Origin of the sequence: Streptomyces gobiensis, assembly GCF_021216675.1 — a bacterium.
GTDB lineage: Bacteria > Actinomycetota > Actinomycetes > Streptomycetales > Streptomycetaceae > Streptomyces > Streptomyces gobiensis.
This window is the reverse complement of sequence record NZ_CP086120.1, coordinates 77,247-98,727: the sequence shown is the minus strand read 5'-3', so window position 1 is coordinate 98,727 and position 21,481 is coordinate 77,247. Positions and strand designations below refer to the sequence as shown.

21 protein-coding genes and 1 riboswitch are annotated in these 21,481 nt (G+C 70.2%); of the genes, 14 read left to right on the top strand and 7 right to left on the bottom strand.

Annotation, left to right across the window (positions count from 1 at the left end; translation table 11 throughout):
* The first annotated feature begins 265 nt into the window (after positions 1–265).
* Together test1122_RS00485 and test1122_RS00480 are read left to right on the top strand one after the other, a co-directional pair.
* Entirely contained in the window at positions 266–1,087 is an 822-nt protein-coding gene (locus tag test1122_RS00485) for a carbon-nitrogen hydrolase family protein (protein WP_232267157.1), read from the top strand.
* Positions 1,084–2,790, top strand: coding sequence for a flavin monoamine oxidase family protein (locus test1122_RS00480; protein WP_232267156.1), 1,707 nt, complete (start codon positions 1,084–1,086; stop codon positions 2,788–2,790). Before test1122_RS00485 ends, test1122_RS00480 begins: the two co-directional genes overlap by 4 nt.
* Positions 2,791–2,868: 78 nt before the next feature.
* Here test1122_RS00480 and test1122_RS00475 read toward each other — a convergent pair whose 3' ends face one another.
* Together test1122_RS00475 and test1122_RS00470 are read right to left on the bottom strand one after the other, a co-directional pair.
* Positions 2,869–3,567 carry a DUF5995 family protein gene (locus test1122_RS00475; RefSeq protein ID WP_232267155.1) on the bottom strand — a complete coding sequence of 233 codons (699 nt, stop codon included), beginning with the start codon at positions 3,565–3,567 and terminating at the stop codon, positions 2,869–2,871.
* Positions 3,554–4,765: an MFS transporter gene (locus test1122_RS00470; protein ID WP_232267154.1), complete on the bottom strand. Its 1,212-nt coding sequence runs from the start codon at positions 4,763–4,765 to the stop codon at positions 3,554–3,556. The genes test1122_RS00475 and test1122_RS00470 overlap by 14 nt, the downstream gene beginning before the upstream one ends.
* A 141-nt stretch (positions 4,766–4,906) precedes the next feature.
* Positions 4,907–5,037, top strand: a riboswitch (FMN riboswitch).
* A 140-nt stretch (positions 5,038–5,177) separates the two neighbouring features.
* On the opposite strand from test1122_RS00470, the gene ribD reads away from it, so the two are divergent.
* The 10 genes from ribD (at position 5,178) to test1122_RS00420 (ending at position 13,730) form a co-directional block, all read left to right on the top strand.
* Complete coding sequence (gene ribD / locus test1122_RS00465) at positions 5,178–6,302, top strand: bifunctional diaminohydroxyphosphoribosylaminopyrimidine deaminase/5-amino-6-(5-phosphoribosylamino)uracil reductase RibD (RefSeq protein WP_422396893.1); 1,125 nt, start codon at positions 5,178–5,180, stop codon at positions 6,300–6,302.
* The gene (locus test1122_RS00460) at positions 6,303–6,929 is read left to right on the top strand and encodes a riboflavin synthase (protein ID WP_232267153.1); all 627 of its coding nucleotides are present in this window, start codon (positions 6,303–6,305) and stop codon (positions 6,927–6,929) included. It begins immediately after the preceding gene.
* Positions 6,926–7,621, top strand: coding sequence for a nicotinamide mononucleotide transporter family protein (locus test1122_RS00455; RefSeq protein WP_232267152.1), 696 nt, complete (start codon positions 6,926–6,928; stop codon positions 7,619–7,621). The genes test1122_RS00460 and test1122_RS00455 overlap by 4 nt, the downstream gene beginning before the upstream one ends.
* Positions 7,618–8,913: a bifunctional 3,4-dihydroxy-2-butanone-4-phosphate synthase/GTP cyclohydrolase II gene (locus test1122_RS00450; protein WP_232267151.1), complete on the top strand. Its 1,296-nt coding sequence runs from the start codon at positions 7,618–7,620 to the stop codon at positions 8,911–8,913. Before test1122_RS00455 ends, test1122_RS00450 begins: the two co-directional genes overlap by 4 nt.
* Before the next feature lie 75 nt (positions 8,914–8,988).
* Positions 8,989–9,474: a 6,7-dimethyl-8-ribityllumazine synthase gene (gene ribH / locus test1122_RS00445; protein WP_232267150.1), complete on the top strand. Its 486-nt coding sequence runs from the start codon at positions 8,989–8,991 to the stop codon at positions 9,472–9,474.
* 34 nt (positions 9,475–9,508) lie between these two features.
* A complete protein-coding gene (locus test1122_RS00440) occupies positions 9,509–9,781 on the top strand; it encodes a phosphoribosyl-ATP diphosphatase (RefSeq protein ID WP_232267149.1) in 273 nt (90 codons plus the stop codon).
* A gap of 51 nt (positions 9,782–9,832) precedes the next feature.
* Positions 9,833–10,681 (top strand): ATP phosphoribosyltransferase, encoded by an 849-nt coding sequence (hisG, locus tag test1122_RS00435; RefSeq protein WP_232267148.1) that lies wholly within the window; start codon positions 9,833–9,835, stop codon positions 10,679–10,681.
* A 41-nt stretch (positions 10,682–10,722) separates the two neighbouring features.
* A complete protein-coding gene (locus tag test1122_RS00430; RefSeq protein ID WP_232271685.1) occupies positions 10,723–11,181 on the top strand; it encodes a PH domain-containing protein in 459 nt (152 codons plus the stop codon).
* Between the two features lie 174 nt (positions 11,182–11,355).
* Entirely contained in the window at positions 11,356–12,678 is a 1,323-nt protein-coding gene (locus test1122_RS00425) for a hemolysin family protein (RefSeq protein ID WP_232267147.1), read from the top strand.
* A complete protein-coding gene (locus tag test1122_RS00420) occupies positions 12,675–13,730 on the top strand; it encodes a hemolysin family protein (protein WP_232267146.1) in 1,056 nt (351 codons plus the stop codon). Before test1122_RS00425 ends, test1122_RS00420 begins: the two co-directional genes overlap by 4 nt.
* Positions 13,731–13,736: 6 nt before the next feature.
* Here the strand turns inward: test1122_RS00420 and test1122_RS00415 are convergent, their stop codons facing one another.
* Together test1122_RS00415 and test1122_RS00410 are read right to left on the bottom strand one after the other, a co-directional pair.
* Positions 13,737–15,665, bottom strand: coding sequence for an AAA family ATPase (locus test1122_RS00415; RefSeq protein ID WP_232267145.1), 1,929 nt, complete (start codon positions 15,663–15,665; stop codon positions 13,737–13,739).
* 434 nt (positions 15,666–16,099) lie between these two features.
* Entirely contained in the window at positions 16,100–16,732 is a 633-nt protein-coding gene (locus tag test1122_RS00410; protein WP_232267144.1) for a uridine kinase family protein, read from the bottom strand.
* 181 nt (positions 16,733–16,913) lie between these two features.
* Here test1122_RS00410 and test1122_RS00405 point away from each other — a divergent pair, with 181 nt between their 5' ends.
* Positions 16,914–18,305 (top strand): peptidase C39 family protein, encoded by a 1,392-nt coding sequence (locus tag test1122_RS00405; protein ID WP_232267143.1) that lies wholly within the window; start codon positions 16,914–16,916, stop codon positions 18,303–18,305.
* A gap of 27 nt (positions 18,306–18,332) precedes the next feature.
* Here the strand turns inward: test1122_RS00405 and test1122_RS00400 are convergent, their stop codons facing one another.
* From test1122_RS00400 to test1122_RS00390, 3 genes are all read right to left on the bottom strand, one after another.
* Positions 18,333–18,743 carry a YciI family protein gene (locus test1122_RS00400; RefSeq protein ID WP_338423498.1) on the bottom strand — a complete coding sequence of 137 codons (411 nt, stop codon included), beginning with the start codon at positions 18,741–18,743 and terminating at the stop codon, positions 18,333–18,335.
* Positions 18,744–18,991: 248 nt separating this feature from the next.
* Positions 18,992–20,059, bottom strand: a complete 1,068-nt coding sequence (locus test1122_RS00395; RefSeq protein WP_232267141.1) for a DUF6114 domain-containing protein — start codon at positions 20,057–20,059, stop codon at positions 18,992–18,994.
* Positions 20,050–20,670, bottom strand: coding sequence for a DUF6230 family protein (locus test1122_RS00390; protein ID WP_232267140.1), 621 nt, complete (start codon positions 20,668–20,670; stop codon positions 20,050–20,052). Before test1122_RS00390 ends, test1122_RS00395 begins: the two co-directional genes overlap by 10 nt.
* Before the next feature lie 144 nt (positions 20,671–20,814).
* On the opposite strand from test1122_RS00390, the gene test1122_RS00385 reads away from it, so the two are divergent.
* Positions 20,815–21,471 carry a TetR/AcrR family transcriptional regulator gene (locus test1122_RS00385; protein WP_232267139.1) on the top strand — a complete coding sequence of 219 codons (657 nt, stop codon included), beginning with the start codon at positions 20,815–20,817 and terminating at the stop codon, positions 21,469–21,471.
* Positions 21,472–21,481: the final 10 nt, after the last annotated feature.

Genomic DNA, 21,481 nt, shown 5'->3' with positions numbered 1-21,481 from the left:
GGGGCGCGAGCCCCGGTTCCGGGAAGGGGCGGGATACGGGGAACGCCACCCACGGCACGCCCGTAGCCGGGCGGAGCCCCGCCGCGCGGCGGAGCCGCACACCCCGCTCAGTCAAGCCCCCGTGCAACGAATCACCGGTTGGCCCGCCACCCGCGCAACGGAATGCCCCTCAATGCGCAATGGACGCGTCTTGTCCGGCACAGCACCCGGACCGTACCGTCGAAAACATCCACGCCACCCCCGTAAGCCCAGGTCACGAGGTTCCATGACGCCGCTGCGCACCGCGCTGTACCAAGGCCCCGGCGGCGTCCCCGCCAGCACCGCGGACAGCCTCGCCGCGCTCGGGCGGGCCGCCCGCCGCGCCGCCGACGCCGGAGCGCGGCTGCTGGTAACCCCCGAGCTTTCCCTCACCGGATACGCGCTCGGCAGCGCCGTTCCGGAGCTCGCCGAGCCCGCCGACGGGCCCGGCGCACAAGCCGTGGCCCAGATCGCCGCCGAACACTCCCTCGCCATCGCCTATGGCTACCCGGAGCGGGACGGCGCCGCCGTATACAACTCCGCCCAGCTCATCGGCCCCCACGGCACCCGCCTCGCCAACTACCGCAAGACACATCTCTTCGGCGAGTTCGAGGCCGCCCACTTCCGGGCCGGCCAGGACCCCATCGTCCAGACCGAGCTGGATGGCGTCCGCCTCGGCCTGCTGATCTGCTACGACGTCGAGTTCCCGGAGACCGTCCGGGCCCATGCGCTGGCCGGTACGGAGCTGCTGCTCGTCCCCACCGCGCTGATGCGCCCCTACGAGTTCGTCCCCCAGACCCTGCTGCCGACCCGGGCCTGGGAGAGCCAGCTCTATATCGCGTACGCCAACCGCTACGGCCCCGAAGGAGAGTTCACCTTCGCCGGGCTGAGCTGCCTGGCCGCCCCCGACGGGACCGTCCGTACCCGCGCGGGAACCGGCGAGGACCTCGTCATCGCCGACGCCGACCCGGCCTTCCTCGCCGCCTCCCGCGCCGGGAACACCTACCTCACCGACCGCCGCCCCGAGCTCTACTCGCCCCTGCCCCCGCAAGGAGAACCGCGCCGATGACCTCCACCGTGCCCGCCGCCGTCCACGACGAGCAGCACGCAGAGGCCCAGTCCCAGCCGCCCATCACCATGTTCGGCCCGGACTTCCCCTTCGCATACGACGGCTTTCTCGCCCACCCCGCTGGGCTCGGGTCGGTTCCCGCCACCGTGCACGGCACCGAGGTCGCGGTCATCGGCGGTGGCCTCTCCGGCATCATCGCTGCCTATGAACTGATGAAGATGGGTCTCAGGCCCGTCGTCTACGAGGCCGACGAGATCGGCGGACGGCTGCGCACCTCAACCTTCGAGGGCTGCGACCCCTCGCTCACCGCGGAGATGGGCGCGATGCGCTTCCCGCCGTCCTCCACCGCCTTCCAGCACTACATCGACCTGGTCGGTCTGGAGACGGAGCCCTTCCCCAACCCGCTGGCGCCCGACACCCCCTCCACCGTCGTCGACCTGAAGGGCGAGTCCCACTACGCCCGCACCCTCGACGATCTGCCTGACGTCTACCACCAGGTCATGGACGCCTGGAACGCCTGTCTGGAGGACGGCGCCGACTTCTCCGACATGCAGCGCGCCATCCGTGAGCGCGATATCCCGCGTATCCGGGAGATCTGGTCCCACCTGGTCGAAAAGCTGGACAACCAGACGTTCTACGGCTTCCTCTGCGACTCACCGGCCTTCAAGTCCTTCCGCCACCGCGAGATCTTCGGCCAGGTCGGCTTTGGCACCGGCGGCTGGGACACCGACTTCCCCAACTCCATCCTGGAGATCCTCCGCGTCGTCTACACCGGCGCGGACGATGACCACCGTGGCATCGTCGGCGGCAGTCAGCAGCTTCCGCAGCGGCTGTGGGAGCGCGAGCCCGACAAGCTGGTCCACTGGCCGCGGGGCACCTCGCTCAAGTCCCTGCACCAGGGCGCACACCGCCCTGCCGTCACCCGGCTGCACCGCACCGCGGGCAACCGGATCACGGTCACCGACGCCACGGGGGACATCCGCACCTACCAGGCGGCGGTCTTCACCGCCCAGTCCTGGATGCTGCTGTCCAAGATCGACTGCGATGACTCGCTGCTCCCCATCGACCACTGGACGGCCGTCGAGCGCACCCACTACATGGAGTCGTCCAAGCTCTTCGTCCCCGTCGACCGGCCGTTCTGGCTGGACACCGATGAGGAGACGGGCCGCGATGTGATGAGCATGACGCTCACCGACCGGATGACCCGCGGTACTTATCTGCTGGATAACGGGCCGGACCAGCCCGCCGTCATCTGCCTCTCGTACACCTGGTGCGACGACAGCCTCAAGTGGCTGCCACTGGACGCGAATGAGCGCATGGAGGTCATGCTCAAGTCGCTCGGCGAGATCTACCCCAAGGTCGATATCCGCAGCCACATCATCGGCAACCCGGTCACGGTCTCCTGGGAGAACGAGCCCTACTTCATGGGCGCGTTCAAGGCCAACCTCCCCGGGCACTACCGCTACCAGCGGCGTCTGTTCACCCACTTCATGCAGGATGAGCTCCCCGCCGACAAGCGCGGCCTCTTCCTCGCGGGCGACGACATCTCCTGGACGGCGGGCTGGGCCGAGGGCGCCGTGCAGACCGCCCTCAACGCCGTCTGGGGCGTGATGCACCAGCTCGGCGGCTCCACCGACACCACCAACCCAGGTCCGGGCGATGTTTACGAGGAGATCGCCCCGGTGGAGCTCCCCGAGGACTGACCGGGCACGGCCGGGAGTCTCCGGGGGCCGGGGGCTGGCCCCCGTTACGGGAAAGGAAGTGAAGGGACCGGGGAGAGCTCACCGCCGCACCGGTGTCAGCAGGATGCGCCCGGCCATCCCGACGCTGGCGTCCAGCCGACCGGTGAACTCCCCGGCCAGCTCGGGAAACTCCCGCAGCCGCCACAGCACGCGGAACGCCGACCACGCCCCCTCACGTGCCTTGCTCAGGTTCCACGACCCCACCAGATGGGTCAGCGGATCCGCCACATCAAGCAGATCGGGCCCGGGCATCAGCTCTTCCCGGAGCCGCTCCTCCATCCCGATGAGCAGCTCCCCGACCCGGTTGAAGTCCGCTTCCAGCTCATCCGGTCCGGCTCCCCGGGTGACGCAGGTATCCACCAGCGACAGCGGCAGATCGTGCCCGATGTGCGCGTTGATCCCGGCCAGTGCGAACTGCAGCGGGTGCACCGAGGGATGGCCGCGCAGCTGGAACAGCGGCCGCCAGCAGGCGGGTGCCCGCTGCCCCGCCGCCGTGGCGTCGACCGCCGTCAGATACCGCCCGGCGAACCGTGCCCCCAGCTCACCGGCGGCCTCCCGGTCCTCGAAGTGCCCCTCCGCCAAGCGCTGTCCGAAATCCTCGGTGACCGACAGATACACCTGGTTGAATACCGCGACCCCGTCCTCGGGCGGCAGCCCGGCACCGATCGCGCGCATCCGCTTTACGGCCCACTCCACCGTCGCCGTGCGCTGCGGCGACATCTGTTCAGCTGACGTCATGCACATCAGCGTCGCAGCGATACCTCCCCGATGTGCGGTACGCGCCTGAGGACTCCCCGGACGGGGGACGCAGCAGCCCCGCGCCCACCACCAGGCCCGCCGTCAGGACCGTCACCAGCGCGAAGGACACCGGCAGAGTCGTCGCCTCGGCGATCCAGCCGACCAGCGCCGGAGCCGCCAGGCCCGAGGCGTACGCCAGCGTCGCCACCCCCGCGATCGCCTGCCCCGGCAGCGCCGTGGTCCGCCCCGCCGCCGCGAAGCACAGCGGCACCACGACCGCGATACCTACCCCGGTCAGCGCGAAGCCCGCGACCGCCGGGCCCGGTGTCCGTGCGGTGACCACCAGCGCTCCACCCAGCGTCGCCAGCACCCCGCCGGCCCGTACGGTCCCTACCGGCCCAAAACGCCGCACCGTGGCGTCACCGGCCAGCCGGGCCACGGCCATGGTGCCGGCGAAGGCGGTGTACGCGCCCGCCGCCAGCCCCGGCGAAGCACCGGTCACCTCGCGCAGATAGACACCCGACCAGTCCATCGACGCACCCTCGGCGAAGACCGCGCAGAAGCCGACGAGCCCGACCGCCAGCACGGCCCGCGACGGCAGCGCGAAACGCGGTGGCCGCGCCACCGAGGGCCCGGCCCGGATATCCGGCGTCCACCGCGATACGAGCAGCGCCACGCCTGCCAGCAGCGGCGCGGTACAGCCCAGATGGACCCGGGCGTCCAGCCCCGTATGCGCGGCCATCGCGCCGCCCGCACCGCCGATCAGCGTGCCCACGCTCCACAGCCCGTGCAGCCCGGACATCACAGAGCGCCCCAACCGCTCCTCGATCTGCACCCCCTGTGCGTTCATCGCCACATCCAGCAGGCCCAGCCCGGCACCGAACAGCAGCAGCGCCCCGCACAGCCACAGCAGACCCGGCGCCAGCGGCGGCAGCGTCACGGTGACGCAGCAGAGCACGGCGAGCCAGCGCACCGCGCCCCGGGGCCCGTACCGATGTGCCAGCCGCGCGGACAGCGGCATCGCCACGGCGGCCCCCGCCGTGGCGCAGGCCAGCGCGATCCCCAACTGCCCCGGGCCCAGCCCCAGCCGCTCCTGGATCCAGGGGATCCGGGTCGCGTAGCTGCCGCTGGCCGCCCCATGCACCGCGAAGACCACGGCGACGGAACGCCGGGCGGTGCCCAGGGAGGCTGCCTCCATGGGCGCAAACTAGCAGGGCGCGCATCGCCCCAGCGCCGGATGACCCAACGCGTGCGCACCAGTGCTGTGAGTCAGCCCACAGCACCTCGCCGGGGTGCGCCGCCGCCGCGCATGGCAGACTGGACCCTGTATTAGTGACGTCAGCGCACTCCGGGGTCGGTGAAAGTCCGAACCGGCGGTTAAAGTCCGCGACCCGGCCGCTGCCAGCGGCCGGTTGACCAGGTGAAATTCCTGGACCGACGGTTAAAGTCCGGATGGGAGGCAGTGCGCGGCGGGCTCGATGCGGTGCACCGCCGTCCGCGGTCCGTCCCCCAGGGGACGGACTGTATCCACCGGCCCGGTGTCTGAAGCATCGACGTCCGTCCTGTCCGTACCGCCCCGGAGTCCGTGCCCGAAGAGGCAGGAGGACCCGGTGGCCACCGCAGCCGCAGCGCCGAATGAGCGCGACGCGATGCGCCGCGCGATCACCCTGGCCTCCCGCGGCCTCGGCTTCACCAGCCCCAACCCGATCGTCGGCTGCGTCATCCTGGACGCGCATGGCCGCACCGTGGGCGAGGGCTGGCACAAGCGGGCCGGAGGTCCGCACGCCGAGATCCACGCCCTCGCCGAAGCCGGTGACGACGCCCGCGGTGGCACCGCCGTCATCACCCTGGAGCCCTGCAACCACACCGGTCGCACCGGGCCCTGTGCCCAGGCCCTCATTGACGCCGGGATCGCCCGCGTCGTCTACGCCGTCGCCGATCCCCACCCCAGCGCACAGGGCGGGGCCGCCACCCTCACCGCCGCCGGAATCGACGTCGTCAGCGGGCTGCTCGCCGAAGAGGCCGCGGCGGGCAACGCCGCCTGGCTGACCTCTGTCCGGTGCGGCCGCCCCCATGTGCACTGGAAGTACGCCGCCACCCTCGATGGCCGGATCGCCGCGGCCGATGGCACCAGCCGCTGGATCACCTCGGCCGAGTCCCGTGCCGATGTCCACCGGCTGCGCGCCGAGTCCGATGCCGTCATCGTCGGCTCCGGCACCGCCCGCGCCGACAACCCGCATCTGGCGGTGCGCGGCATCTCCGGCGTGGTGCAGCCGCTGCGGGTGGTCGTCGATACGAACGCCACCGCCGTCACTCCCGGCGCCCGTGTCCTCGACGACGCCGCCCCCACCCTGATCGCCGTCGCCGGGGACGCCGACACCACCGCGCTGGACGGCCGCACCGAGCTCGTACGGCTACCACGCGCCGCCGACCGCACCGGCCTGGACATCCACGCGCTGCTCGCCGCCCTGCACAAGCGCGATATCCGCTCCGTACTGCTGGAAGGCGGCCCCACCCTCGCCGGAGCCTTCGTCGCCGCGCACGCCATCGACAAGGTCACCGGCTATCTCGCACCCGCCCTGCTCGGTGACGGCCCGCACGCCCTGGCCGGAGCCGGGATCACCACCATCACCCGCGCGCTGCGGCTGACCTTCACCGACACCGCCCGTCTCGGCCCCGACCTGCGTATCACCGCTGTTCCCACCGTCGCGCCTACCGCCCACAGGGAGTCCTGAGTGTTCACCGGAATCGTCGAAGAACTGGGCGAGGTCACCGCCATCGAGCAGCTGGGCGACTCCTCACGCTTCCGCCTGCGCGGCCCCGTCGTCACCGAGGACGCCCGGCACGGCGACTCGATCGCCGTCAACGGCGTCTGCCTGACCGTCGTCGATACCGCGGACGGCGAGTTCACCGCCGATGTGATGGCCGAGACCCTGAAGCGCTCCAGCCTGGGGGCGCTCGCCCCCGGATCCCGGGTCAACCTGGAACGCCCCATGGCGCTGGGCGGACGGCTCGGCGGCCACCTCGTACAGGGTCATGTCGACGGCACCGGCACCATCGCCGAGCGCACTCCCGGCGAGCACTGGGAGCTCGTCAGGATCTCGCTGCCGCCGGAACTCGCCCGCTATGTCGTGGAGAAGGGCTCCATCACCGTCGACGGCGTCAGCCTCACCGTTGTCGACGCCGACGGTGACCACTTCACCATCAGCCTCATCCCCACCACCCTCGCTCTCACCACCCTGGGCATCAAACAGGTCGGTGACCCTGTCAACCTCGAGGTCGATGTCCTCGCCAAGTACGTCGAGCGGCTGCTCGCCGCCAAAGACACCGTTGACACGGGCCCGTCGGAGGCCGTCAAGTGAGCACACTCGACTGGCTGAACGACACCCTGAACGGCACCCTGAATGGCACCGCTTTCGAGGCCTTCGGACAGCGCGTCATCTGGTCCGACATGATCGGCAACCTGATGGGGCTGACCGCACTCGCCCTCGGCTGGCGCCGCTCCATCCTCACCTGGCCCACCCAGCTGCTGTCCGGCCTCGTTCTCGTCGCCGCCTACGCTTCCGTACAGCTCGGCGGCAGCGTCGGCAAGCAGCTGCTCGTCATCACCGTCGCGCTCTGGGGCTGGCGGCAGTGGCGCAGCGGTACACAGCGGGCGAAGGACGGCTCCATAGCCGTCCGTTTCGCCACCTGGCGTGAGCGTGGGCTCCTCATAGCCGGTACCGCGCTGGGTACCGCCGCGGTCGGCGCGCTGTTCACCGCGTTCGACGGGCTCTCCTGGAACCCCTGGCCGGACGCGTACATCTTCACCGGCACCCTCGCCGCCATGTTCGCCCAGGCCCGCGGGCTGGTGGAGTTCTGGTTCGCCTGGCTGCTCGTCGACCTGGTGGGCGTCCCGCTCGCCTTCAGCAGTGGCCTCGCCTTCTCCGGCCTGGTCTACCTCGTCTATCTCGTCTTGGTGTTGTGGGGCATGCGCGCCTGGTGGCTGCGCTCCCGCGTGAGCGCCGTACCGGCCCAGCGGCCGGCCCGGGAAATGGAAGGAGCGGCGGCATGACCGCACTGAGCAGCTGGTACGAGACGGCACCGGGCATCGAGGAGGACCTCACCCTCGACCCTGTCGAGCGGGCCCTCAGCGATATCGCGGCCGGACGGCCCGTGGTCGTGGTCGACGACGCCGACCGGGAGAACGAGGGTGACCTCATCATCGCCGCCGAGATGGCCACCCCCGAGATCGTGGCGTTCATGATGACCGAGTGCCGCGGCCTGATCTGCGTACCCATGGAGGGGCCTGAGCTCGACCGGCTCGAACTCCCCCAAATGGTGCAGCACAACACCGAGTCCATGAGCACCGCGTTCACCGTCTCCGTGGATGCCTCCGCCGCGCATGGCGTCAGCACCGGCATCTCCGCCGCCGACCGGGCCACCACCATCCGGATGCTCGCCGACCCGGCCTTCTCCCCCTCGGACTTCGTCCGCCCCGGACATGTCTTCCCGCTGCGCGCCCGCCCCGGCGGCGTACTGACGCGCGACGGCCACACGGAGGCGGGCGTCGACCTGGCCCGGCTCGCCGGACTGCGCCCGGCCGCCGCCATCGTCGAGATCGCCGCCGAGGACGGCACCATGCTCCGGCTGCCCGAGCTGGTCCCGTTCGCACGTAAGCACGGACTGGCGATCATCTCCATCGAGGACCTCATCGCCTACCGCAAGTCCGCTGAACCCACGGTGCGCCGCGAGGCCGAGACCCGGTTGCCCACCGTCCACGGCGACTTCCGCGCCTATGGCTACCGCTCCACCGTCGACGGCGTCGAGCACATCGCCCTGGTCGCCGGAGAGCTCGGCGATGGCGAGGACGTCCTGGTCCGAGTGCACTCCGAGTGCCTGACCGGGGACATCTTCCACTCCCTGCGCTGCGACTGCGGGCCGCAGCTCAACGCGTCCCTGCAGCGTGTCCAGGACGAGGGCCGTGGTGTCGTCATCTATCTGCGGGGCCACGAGGGGCGTGGCATCGGCCTGCTGTCCAAGCTGCGTGCCTACGAACTCCAGGAGCGCGGCCGCGACACCCTGGACGCCAACCTTGAACTGGGCCTGCCCGCGGACGCCCGGGACTACGCGGCGGGCGCCCAGATGCTCACCGACCTCGGCGTCCGCACCGTGCGGCTGATGACCAACAACCCCGAGAAGACCGCCGCCCTGGTCAAGCACGGACTGCGGGTCACCGGCCGGGAGCCGATGCCCGTCCAGGCCGGCGAACACAACCTCCGCTATCTGCGCACCAAACGGGACCGGATGGGGCACGACCTGCCCTGGCTGGAAGACGCCCACATCTCCGCCTGCGGCAACCAGTAAACGCGTACGAAGCACAGCTGAAGCACACCCAGAACACCCAGAACAACCCGAACAACCCGATCACGAGGAGCAACGTTGAGCGGCAAGGGCGCACCCGAACTGACCGTCAAGAACTGCGAGGACCTGCGGGTGGCCGTGGTGGCCGCGCTGTGGCACGACAAGGTGATGGACGGTCTCGTCGACGGAGCCCTGCGCGCCCTGGGCGAGCTGGGCATCGATGAGCCCACCCTGCTGCGGGTCCCCGGCAGCTTTGAGCTGCCGGTCGTGGCGAAGGTGCTGGCCGCGCGCGGCTACGATGCCATTGTCGCCCTCGGCGTCGTCATCCGTGGCGGCACCCCGCACTTCGACTACGTATGCCAGGGCGTCACCCAGGGCCTCACCCAGGTCAGTGTGGACACCGGCGTCCCCATTGGCTTCGGCGTGCTCACCTGCGACACCGAGGAGCAGGCCCTGGACCGTGCCGGGCTTGCGGACTCCACCGAGGACAAGGGCCATGAAGCGGTCACCGCCGCCGTCGCCACCGCGGCCACCCTGCGGACCGTAGCGGAGCCCTGGCGCTGAACGCAGCCGAGCGAACCCGTAGGGTAAGAACACCATGGCCAACAAGACATTCGAGGAGCTCTTCACCGAGCTCCAGCAGAAGGCCGCCACCGGCGACCCCATCACCTCCCGCACCGCCGAGCTGGTCGCCTCCGGCGTCCATTCCATCGGCAAGAAGGTCGTCGAAGAGGCCGCCGAGGTGTGGATGGCCGCCGAGTACGAGGGCGCCGACCGCACCGCTGAGGAGATCTCCCAGCTCCTCTACCACCTTCAGGTGATGATGGTCGCCCGCGGTATCTCCCTCGATGACGTATACGCTCACCTCTGAGCCCGCACCACAACCGTTACGCACCACCACAACGCAAAGGAAGCCCGTCCCATGCTGCGCATCGCCGTCCCCAACAAGGGTTCACTGTCCGAGCCTGCGTCGGAGATGCTCCATGAGGCGGGCTACCGGCAGCGCAAGGACCGCCGCGAGCTGGTCCTGGTCGACGCCGACAACGACGTCGAGTTCTTCTTCCTCCGCCCCCGTGACATCGCCGTCTATGTGGGCTCCGGAAAGCTCGACATCGGCATCACCGGGCGTGACCTGCTGCTCGACTCCGGCGCCGACGCCGAGGAGATCCTCAAGCTAGGCTTCGCCGGTTCCACCTTCCGCTATGCCACCCGCCCCGGCACGGCCAAGGACGTCAGCGAGTTCGGCGGTATGACCATCGCCACCTCCTTCTCCGGGCTGGTCGCCAGGCACCTCGCCGACCACGGCGTCGATGCCTCCGTCGTCCACCTCGACGGTGCCGTGGAGACCGCCATCCAGCTGGGCGTCGCCGAGGTCATCGCCGATGTCGTCGAGACCGGCACCACCCTCCGCAACGCCGGTCTGGAGATCATCAGCGAGCCGATCCTGGAGTCCGAGGCGGTCGTCATCCGGCGCACCGGGGCACCTGCCGACGACCCGAAGGTCCAGCAGTTCCTCCGTCGTATGCAGGGCGTGCTCGTCGCCCGGCGGTACGTGATGATGGACTACGACATCCGCGCCGAGCAGGTCGAGAAGGCCGTCGAGCTCACCCCCGGCCTGGAGTCACCCACCGTCTCCCCGCTGCACGACAAGGGCTGGGTCGCCGTACGCTCCATGGTGCCCGCCCGGGAAGCTCAGCGGATCATGGACGACCTCTATGAACTCGGTGCCCGCGCCATCCTGACCACAGGAATCCACGCCTGCCGGCTGTGACCCGACCGCGACCAACCCGTACCGACGAGGAAGAGCGCACCGTGCCCGCCGCCCCCGCGACCCCACCCAGCCTGCCGGTCACCTTCCGGCCGACCCGCACCCGGGTCGTCCTGCTCACTGTCGGCGTCGCGGTCTTCGCGGTCCTCACGGTGATTGCACTGCTGCTGGAGCGGCTGAACGCGGGGGAGCGGACCAGCTTCATCTTCACCGGCGGGCTCTTCTTCGCGGTGCTGGCGCTGCTCAGCCGCCCCCATGTGAGCGCCGACGAAAAGGGCGTCACCGTCGTCAACCTCACCCGTACCCGGCGACTGGAATGGGCGGAGATCCTGGCAGTCAATCTCCGCGTCGGCGACCCCTGGGTCTCGCTTGACCTCGCCGACGGCACCAGCCTGCCCGCCATGGGCATCCAGCCCGGCATCGCCAAGCAGCAGGCCATCCGGGACGCCAGCGCCCTGCGGGCACTCGCCGAACGCTACGGAACTGGCACGCCGTCAGACTGAACACACTCCCGGGCTCTGCACACTCCGGCCCACCTCTGTTTACTCTGTTCCCCGCGGCAATCGCCGCACCCCGGGCTGCGCACGGGGATCACAGCGAACTGAGGAGTGACACCTTCCAGCGATGGACGGATCGTCCTGTAGTACCCGCGCCGTTTCTCCCCGGGGAGGAACGGCATGAGCACCCCGCTACTTCTGCTGACCGCGGCCTTTGCCCTCATCCTCGCCAACGGCTTCTTTGTCGCCGCTGAGTTCGGCCTGGTCACCGTCGACAAGCCGGACGCTCAGCGGGCCGCCGCCACCGGCGACCGCCGCTCCCGCGCCGTTCTCACCTCACTGCGCGAACTCTCCTTCCAGCTTTCCGGCACCCAGCTCGGCATCACCCTCACCTCCCTGGCTGTCGGCATGCTCGCCGAGCCCGCCCTCGGACGGCTCCTGGGCCCGCCCCTCACCGCCGCCGGAGTGCCCCCGGCCATCGTGCCCGGAGTCTCCGTAGCCGTCGGAATGCTTCTCGCCTCCGCGATACAGATGGTCATCGGCGAACAGGTCCCCAAGAGCTGGGCGGTGTCCCGGCCGCTCCAGGTCGCCCGCTTCGTCGCCGGGCCGCAGTACGGTTTCGCCCGTTTCTTCCGGCCCGTCATCGCCGGACTCAACGCCGCCGCCAACCGGCTCGTGCGGCTCTTCGGTGTGCAGCCCGCCGAAGAGCTGGCCTCCGCCCGTACACCCGGCGAACTCGTCTCCCTCGCCCGGCACTCCGCACGCGCCGGGGCCATCGAACAGGAGACCGCGGACCTTTTCGTCCGCACCCTGTCACTGGGCGAACTGACCGCGGAGAACGTCATGACGCCCCGCGTACGGGTCAGCGCCCTGCAGCCGTCTGCGACCGCCGCCGACGTCGTCAACCTCACCCGCGCCACCGGGCTCTCCCGCTTTCCCGTCTACCGGGAGCGGCTTGACGACATCGTGGGCATAGTCCACCTCAAGGACGCCCTAGCCGTCCCCGCCGCCGAACGGCTGCGCACCTGTGTGGCACAGATCGCCGTGCCCCCGCTGCTGGTGCCCGCCAGTCTGCCGGTACGGCCCCTGCTGCAGCGGCTGCGCGGCGAGCAGCCCATCGCCGTCGTCGTCGACGAATACGGCGGCACGGCGGGCGTCGTCACCCTGGAGGACATCGTCGAGGAGCTCGTCGGTGAGGTCCGTGACGAACATGACGGCGATGACCTGCCCGAACTCGCCCCGGCCGCACCGGCAGAAGACGGACGGCCAGCCTGGGAGGCCGACGGCGGCTGCCGGGTGGACACCTTGCGCCGTATCGGGCTGAACGTGCCGGACGGCCCCTACGAGACGGTCGCCGGACTCGTCGCGGACCTGCTCGGCCGTATCCCGGCCCCCGGCGACTGCGCGTCCCTGCCCGGCGCCCCCGGCTGGCAGTTGCGCGTCCGGCTGGTCGCCCACCACCGGGCCGAACGGATCCGGATTGTCAGCGGAGCAGCACGATGAGCCTTCTGCAACTCCTCTTCGCCGCCCTGCTGGTGGTCGGCAACGGTTTCTTCGTCGGTGCGGAATTCGCCCTGGTCTCCGTCCGCCGCAGCCAGATCGAACCGCTCGCGGCAGCGGGCTCCGCCCGCGCCCGCACCGTCCTGCACGGCCTGGAACGGCTCCCGCAGATGATGGCCGCCGCCCAGTTCGGTATCACCATCTGCTCCCTCACCCTGGGAGCGGTCGCCGAACCCACCGTGGCCCGGCTCCTCGAACCGGTCTTCCACGCCGCCCACGTCCCGGACACCCTCATCCATCCGGCGGGCTACGCCATCGCCCTGGCCGTGGTGGTCGTGCTCCATCTGGTCGTCGGCGAGATGGTGCCCAAGAACCTCGCCATGGCGGCACCTGAGCGCACCGCGCTGTGGCTCAGCCCAGGCCTGGTCGCCTTCGCCCGCCTGTGCCGCCCGGTCACCACCGCCCTGGGCGCCTGCTCCAGACGGGTGCTACGGCTCTTCCGCGTCGACCCCAAGGACGAGGTCGAGGCCGTCTACACCAGCGAGCAGCTCACCCTCCTCCTCGCCGACTCCCGGCAGGCCGGGCTGCTTGACCACGAGGAGCACGAACATCTCGCCGATGTCCTTGAGCTGGGCTCCCGGCCGCTCGCCGAAGTTCTCCTGGACCGCTCCGGCCTGGTCACCGTCGGCCCCGCCGTCACACCGCGCCGGATCGAGGAGCTGACCGTACGCACCGGCTTCTCCCGCTTCCCGGTCTGCGCCCCCGGCGGCACCTTTATGGGGTACGTACACGTCAAGGATGTGCTCGACCTGGAGGAGCCGGACCGGGCCGTACCCCAGCGGCTGTGGCGGCCCATGACCACGCTGCGCGCCGAGCTGCCGCTGGATGACGCACTCAGCGCCATGCGCCGTACCGCCTCCCACCTGGCCGCCGTCGCGGACTCCACCGGCCGGGTACTGGGGGTGGCCACCCTGGAAGACGTCCTGGAAAGACTCGTAGGCGAAGCCCCGGCCCCCACCCCCGCCACCCCAACGATGGCAACAACCCCAGCCTGACACCCCCTACAGAAACGGCGGCTCGGCCCGCGGCCCGCCCGGCCCCCGCCCGGACAGCACCTCGCCGTACGCCTGCATCAGATCCGGCAACCGCAGCGTCGCCAGATCGTCGCGGTTCGGCGTAGCCGGATAGCCGGACAGCCGCAGATCCCGGTAGGCACAGCTCTTCTCGTACAGGGTGCGCAGAAACCGTCCATTGCCCAGCTCATCAATCCACCCCTGGTCCACCACATGACCGCTGATGCTGCGCAGCTCATCCCGTGCTTCCTCGTCCCACACATCCCCGTTCTCGGCAGCCAGCACCTCACCGATCGCCGTGAGCTCCAACGGCCGGTAACTGGGGAAGTCGACCCGTGTCGTAAAGCGCGAACTCAGTCCGGGGTTGGCGGCCAGCAGCCGGTCCATGCCCTCGGGATATCCGGCCAGGATGACCACGAGGCGGTCACGGTTGTCCTCGGCCCGCTTCAGCAGCACCTGCAAGGCCTCATCGCCATACGCGTCGCCCTTCGTATAGCCGGTGTTGGACAGGCTGTACGCCTCGTCGACAAAGAGCACCCCGCCCAGCGCCGAGTCGATCAGCTCGTTGGCCTTCACGGCCGTCTGGCCCAGAAACTCCCCGACCAGATCGGAGCGCTGCGCCTCCACAAGATGGTCGCCGCCCAGCAGCCCGAGCGCGAAGAAGACCCGGCCCAGAATCCGCGCCACGGTTGTCTTCCCGGTGCCAGAGGGCCCGGAGAAGACGAAGTGCCGTTTGGGCGGCTGCACCGGCAGCCCCTGACCGGCACGCAGCCGCGCCATATGCAGCTGTGCGGAGAGCGCCCGCACCTGCCGCTTGACCGGTTCCAGACCGACCATCCGCTCCAGCTCATCGAGCGCCTGCGCCAGCAGCACCGGGTCGGAAGGCCCCGCGGGCAGCCGGTGCGTGCCGCCCTGGCCGGGCAGCAGTGAGGATCGCTCACGCACCGCGTCGGCGTCCACCGGTGCCGGCTCCGCGGATCCGCTTCCGTTCCCGAACGGCAGGCCGTCGGCCGCTGGATCGGGCACATCGCAGCCGTCCGCGGTGAGCGGATCGGTGTCCAGGGACATATCCCGCCCCTCGGCCTCGTCCAGGCCCGCACCGGCCAGGGTCACCGCCTGGGCCAGACCGGCCGCGTCTTCCATTCCGTCGCCCTCGGCGATCGCGGTGAGCCGGGCCGCCGTATCCATGAACGCCGGGTCCACCCGGTGCACCGCCCGGTACAGCGGCAGCGCCGCCGCGGTACGTCCGGTGCCCTCCCGGGCGCGGGCCAGCCAGTAGCGCAGCTCCTTGCGCTGCGGCTGCTCGCTGCGGCAGCGCATCAGCGCGGCCGACAGCAACGGCTCCGCCTGTCCGTACATCTCCAGACGCACCCGCGCCATCCCCGCGAACAGCCCCGCCTCGATGCCCAGCAGCGGGTCGTCGGTCAGCGGCTCCGTATGCGCCACCAAGCCCTCCCAGTCCTTGGTGAGATACGCACGGCAGGCGTGCAGAAACCGGACCTGGGGATCGGCCTCGACCGGGGGACAGCCCGCCAGCGCCCGGTCCAGCTCGGCGACATGGCGGCCGTCCAGCCAGTGCGAGGCGTGCGCCAGCAGCAGATCGCGCCCCGACTCCAGCACCGGCTGTACCCACCAGCCGAGCCAGTACCAGGAATTGAGCGTGCGCCGGTGCCGGGAGCGCTGCTCACCGAACCGGTGCCGGTGCTCATACATCCGCAGCAGCGCGGTCGTGGTGTCAGCCCGCAGCGCGTGCAGCCCCAGCCAGGCGTCGGCCATGCCCGCGTCGAGCCGCACCGCGGTGCGGAACTCTTCCTCCGCCTGCGCGTAGCTGCCCACTGTGCAGGCGTCCACGCCACGCAGCCAGGCGAGATCGGCTGGCGCATGTGGTTCATGGGAGTCCTGCGTACCGAAGTCCATGACGTCCCCCACGAGATGACCCCCCGTTGTGTGCCACCGGACGCCCGCCCGGTCGCGGTGAGGCAACAGCCATGCTGTGGGCGGGGGTTGGAGCCCGTGGCCCGGAATCGTCCGGACCGCCCGCGACGTCTCGCATGGTACCTGCCCTGCACGCTCCGTCGAAGGGTGCCGTACGGACCGTATGGGACCGAGGTGGTACGCGGGCCGGACCAGGACAGGCCGAGGGGAGGGGAGGGTAACGTAACGTGATGGACTGGGGGCCGAACGTTCGCAGAGGACTGTCAGCGCAGAACGAAGCCCCCGATCACGGGGGAACAACCGGGGGCTTCGCGCTTATGGGGCAGCCAGTACAGACCGCTCATTGAGAACGTAATCGCTCCTTGGCACCCGGGTCAAGCCGCCCCGGTACGCCATTGAGCGGGCTGCTCGGTACATCACCGAGAGTCAGGCGACGGGCTGCCTGGTCGGTGCCTCACTGGCCCCGCCAGCAGCTCATACCCCTCCGGTGACTGCCGTACCAGAAGATCCGCGTACGGACGCGTAGGATCCCCGGCGAAGTGCTCGCGCTCGGCCCGCGTCCAGCCGTCCCAGAACTCCGCCAGCCCCGGACCGTCCCGGTGGCGCCCCCGCGCCCAGGAGACCTCCGGCGGCAGCTCCATCCACAGCACCGCGGTCAGATACGGCCGTACCGCGCGGCGCCCCGCCCCTACCCCCTCGACGATCACTATCGGCGCGGCCGGCACCTCACGCTCCCCCGTGAAGGCCCGGCGCGTCCAGTCGTAGACGGCGTAGCGGGCCGCTGCCCCGCGCGACAGCGGCTCCAGTACCTGCCCGGTGAGCCGCCCTGTCCAGCCGAACAGTGCGTCATGGCTGGCCAGATCGTCCAGACTCAGCACCGGGGCACCGCCCAACGCCCGCGCCAACCGGCCGGCGAGGGTGCTCTTGCCGGAGCCCGCGTGCCCATCGACCGCGATCAGCCGCACCGGCCCGCAGGACGGAGGCATGGTACGCAGCCGGGCGGCGAGCCCGGTCAGTGCGCACGACGCGGTGGGGGAGTGGCCGTTCATCGGCCCCAGCCTACGGCGCAGCGGCCACACGCCGCCGCGCAGGCCATGCCAACGCTCCCTGCCCATATTGGCCGACGCGTCATGGGCCGGGTCACTGGCCTGGGACGCCCACTGCGGCGATAGTTGAAGAGCTGTCGTGCACCTGCCGCCTGACCGACGGACTCGACTGGGGACTACTGCCATGACCAGCTCACCGACCACGCGGCGCGCCGTCCTGGCCGCCACCCTCGCCGCAGCGGCGGGCGCCACCGCCCTCCCAGCGGCAGCCGCCGACCGCTCCACAGCAGCCCCGCGCCCGGGCCAGGGCAGGGGCGCACCCCCGAGAGGGACAACCGTGGCCTACCACGCCTGGACCACCCTGGACGACTGGCAGTCCGGAGCCGCCCGGGGCACCCGGGCCGAGGGCGGTGAACGCCCCGGCGTCGTCATCGCCGCCCCGCAGGGCACCGTCGACTACCGGGACCCGCACGGCGGCACCAAGAGGGTCACCTGGGAGTACGCCACCTGGACCTCGCCGGTGTGCCGACTGGCCGCTCCGGCAAGCGAACTGGTCGCCTCCTGGAACGCCCACACCCCGCCCGGCACCTGGCTGCGCGTCGAACTCCACGGCACCTACACCGACCGTACGGACACGCCCTGGTACACCCTTGGCATCTGGACCGCCGGTGACGGCGACGACGTACCCCGCCGTACCTCCGTCGATGACCAGAGCGACGGCAAGAGCACCATCTGGACCGACACCTTCTCCATCAAGGACACCGACAGCGGCCTGCGGCTCACCCGCTACCGGCTGCGTGTCACCCTGCTGCGTGCCCCCGGCAGCGGTGCCACCCCCAAGGTATGGCGACTGGGCGCCATGAGCTCCGATGTCCCCGACCGCTTCGAGGTCCCGGCCAGCGAGCCCGGCGAGGCCACCGGCGTCGAACTGGACGTACCGCGCTACTCCCAGGACGTCCACATCGGCCGCTACCCGGAGTACGACAACGGTGGCGAGGCCTGGTGCAGTCCCACCTCATCCCAGATGATTATCGAGTACTGGGGTCGCAGGCCGACTCCCGAAGACCTCGCCTGGGTCAACCCCGGCTATGACGACCCCCAGGTCTGCCATGCCGCCCGCTACACCTACGACTACCAGTACGAGGGCTGCGGCAACTGGCCTTTCAACACCGCCTACTGCGCCACCTACACCGATATGCAGGGCATCGTCACCCGCCTGAACTCCCTCCACGACGCCGAACGCCTCATCCGTGCCGGTATCCCCCTCATCACCTCCCAGTCCTTCCTCGCCTCCGAACTCGACGGCGCGGGTTACGGCACCGCGGGCCATCTGATGACCGTCATCGGCTTCACCGAGGACGGCGACATCATCGCCAACGACCCAGCCGCTGACGACAACGACGCCGTCCGCCGCGTCTATCAGCGCAGGCAGTGGGAAAATATCTGGCTGCGGACCAAGCGCTACGACGCCGAGGGCAAGGTCAGAAGCGGTACGGGCGGGGTCTGCTACATCTTCTGGCCCGCCAGGCCATCACCCCGTCAGTACCGCGCGCTGCGATCGCTCGGCATCTGCTGAGCACGGGCCGACGGATCCGTCGCCAGCTCACATCTCGAAACCGGCGCCGCTCTCGGGGATCGGCTGTACGACGACCGGGGGGTTATAGGTACCCTCCGGGACCGGGCACCGGTAAGCGCGAGCGGCGATCTCGGTCGCCCGGTCGATACTCTCGACGTCCACCACCCAGTAGCCGGCCAGCACCTCCCCGGTCTCCCCGTACGGGGTGTCCGAGACCACCGGTGTGCCGTCCGTGTCCGCGGTGACCAGCCTGGCCTGTCGGGGCTCGGAAAGGCCCTGTCCGTCCACGAGCTCCCCCGCTTCGGTGAGCTCGTTGTTCAGCGCGCCCATGTGGTCGAACATCGCCTTCAGATCCGCCTCAGTCCAGGCGGGGTTCTCCCTCGACGCGATGCCCTTCATGGCGTCGTAAGCGGCCTGTGTGCCATGAAGCATGATCATGTACTTCACTGTTCTCACTCCTCACGTTGTCCGGCGGCCCGCTCGGGCGCCTCTCACCGGGACAGCAGCGGACGGCTCGGCCCACGGCATCCGGTGAGGAGAGTTTCCCGGGGCATCCAGTCGGCCTCCCTCCGTACACGCCCAGCACATACGGGGAGTTTCCCAGCCAGGTCTGACAGCGGGCAGCATGTGCCGTCACGCGTGCCCAGTGCCGGGACGGGATGCCCAGAGGGCGGCCTGGAGCTGGATCACGACGGCTCCCGCTGGGTGCGCCGGTCGGTGGCGCGCAGACGCAGGCCGTCGGCGACGATACGGTCCGAGGTGACCAGTGCCTGCTCGGCCCGTACATCCGTCATAAAGACGAAGGGCGGTATGACCGGTGGGACAGGCAGTTCATCGGGGGTGAAGGTGAGACACAGGATGCCTTCCAGACACCCACGGATCCGGGTCAGATAGAGCGTCACCCGGCCGCTCAGAGCCAGGCTGTCGGCCCCGAGCTTCAGCTCCGGTCCGCCGCTGCGGGTGGTGAGCCGGTAGTCGGTCAGCGAGGCAGCCCGCATCCGGAGGACCATCACCTTGAGCGGCCCGTCGGCGGTGGGGATCTTCCGCACCCCGGCCAGGGTGAAGCCCTCTGGTGCGAAGAGCGTGGTGCTCACCACCGGCGGTGTGCTGGCAGCGGGGATGTCCGTGGCCGGAGGCCGTGCGGTACGTCCCCCGGGGCCGCTGGGCAGCGTGGCGGCCGCCAGCAGCACAACGGGCAGCGCGGCGGCGAGCGTCCGGTGGCCGGTTCGCCCGCCGGGCGTGGACGGCGGCTCCTCCGCCACCTTCTCCGCTACCTCCTCCACCGCCGCTGGCTTGTCCTCCTCGTCGTCCTCCTCACCGCCCTCCTCGCTGTCCTCCTCACTCAGTGGAGTCCAGCCGAAGCCCAGCGCGCTGCCCGCGATGCCCAGCAGCATCCCGATGAGGAAGCCGCCCAGATTCGTCGCGCCGAACGCCAGCACCGACAGGATCAGCGCGTGGAGGCTGACATAGTGTCGGGTTTGTGGCGCCATCCACAGAAAGACCCCGGCGAGGATGAGCGCGAGCCCGATGCCGATCGCCGCGATTCCGCCCAGCCCCAGACTGAGCATCACCTTCATCGGCGCCAGCGGGATGACGATGAGTTCGGCCCCGGCGAGAATCAGCAGGAGTCCGCCCCAGAACGGCCGGGTCCGCCGCCAGTGGCGCAGCTCCCGGCGCAGCTCAGGTTGCGGCAGCCGCTCATCCAGCCACCCGCCAGGGCCGCGCCGGGCCGGACCACGGCCGGTCAGAAGCACTTGTCGCCGTCCAGGCTGACATCGAGCTTCAGACCCCGGAGCCGGAAGTTCCCACCCGTGGCCGACCAGGCGTTCGACCTCACCTCCGTCACTGTGATGTCACCGGCCTGGAGGCCGAACTTCCCGGGCGGGCCCTTGACTCCGGGTACCTGGTTCAGTGTGGACGCGTCGCGGCCGATCTGGGCGGTGCCGAAGGTCGCGTCACCGACCAGGTCCTCACCATCGATGATGAGATTGCTCGCGGTGACCTTGCCCGCGTCCCCACCGGCTGTCAGCTTGATCACCACGGTGCCGAGCGGGGTCTTGACCGGTGCGGCCTGGCAGATGTCGGACAGCTTGGCATCGCCGATACCGAGCAGCGCGACCGGATGCTCCTTGCCGTCGACGGAGCGGTCGACCTCGACAAAGGAGGCCAGGCCCTTGCTGCTCAGCTCACCGGAGGACACCTGGAAGCTGGTGCCGGACACCGCGAAGGAGGCGGCGAGCGCCCCCTCGGCCATCGCGGAGGCCATCACTCCCACGGCCAGGATCGCGGGCACGGCCACGGCCGCGGACTTCTTCCAGGCAGTTCTGCCCTCGGGCAGTCGGTGTCGTCGCTTGCTCTTGCTCACTGGTTCCTCCCCGGTAGCAGCGGTGCAGGCAGCCGCGGGTACGGCGGCGTGGCTGTGCAGGAGGTGCGGAATGAGCGGATTCGCGGCTGGCGGGTGTCTGCCATACTGCGGAAATCCCACGGCAGTTGGAGACTAGGGCCGATTTTGAATAATAGTCAACAGCGCGGCGCACGTCCTGTCCATGCCGCGCGGGATACCGAGCGCTCCCAGGCGCGCCGCGCCGAACTCATCGCGATCGGCCGGAGGCTGTTCGCCGATACGTCCTATGACGCACTGTCCATGGATGACATCGCCCGGCACGCGGGTGTCGCGAAGGGGCTGATTTACTACTACTTCAAGAGCAAACGCGGCTACTACCTCGCCATCGTCGAGGCCTCCGTCGCCGAACTGGTCATCCGCGCCGCTGGGGGCAGCGATCTGCCCCGCCGTGAGCGGGTGCACCGCACCATCGACGGATATCTGCGTTACGCCCAGCACCATCAGGCCGCCTACCGCACGATCGTCACCGGCGGCGTCGGCTTTGACGCAGAGGTGCTCGCCATCCGCGACCATGTGCGCGAGCAGCTGCTGACCGCGATCGCCGAAGGGGCGTGGGGGCGCTCTGATATCCCGTTGATCGCCCGGCTGGCCCTGGTCGGCTGGCTGTCCTGCGTCGAGGGCGTCACCCTCGACTGGCTCGAGCACCAGGAGCTGGACCGCGACACGGTCCGTGAGCTGTTGGTGCGTATGCTCCGCGACACCCTGCGGGCCATCGGGGACTTCGAGCCGAGCTGCCCCGCGCCCGTCCCCGAAGACAGCTGAGGCGTGCTGC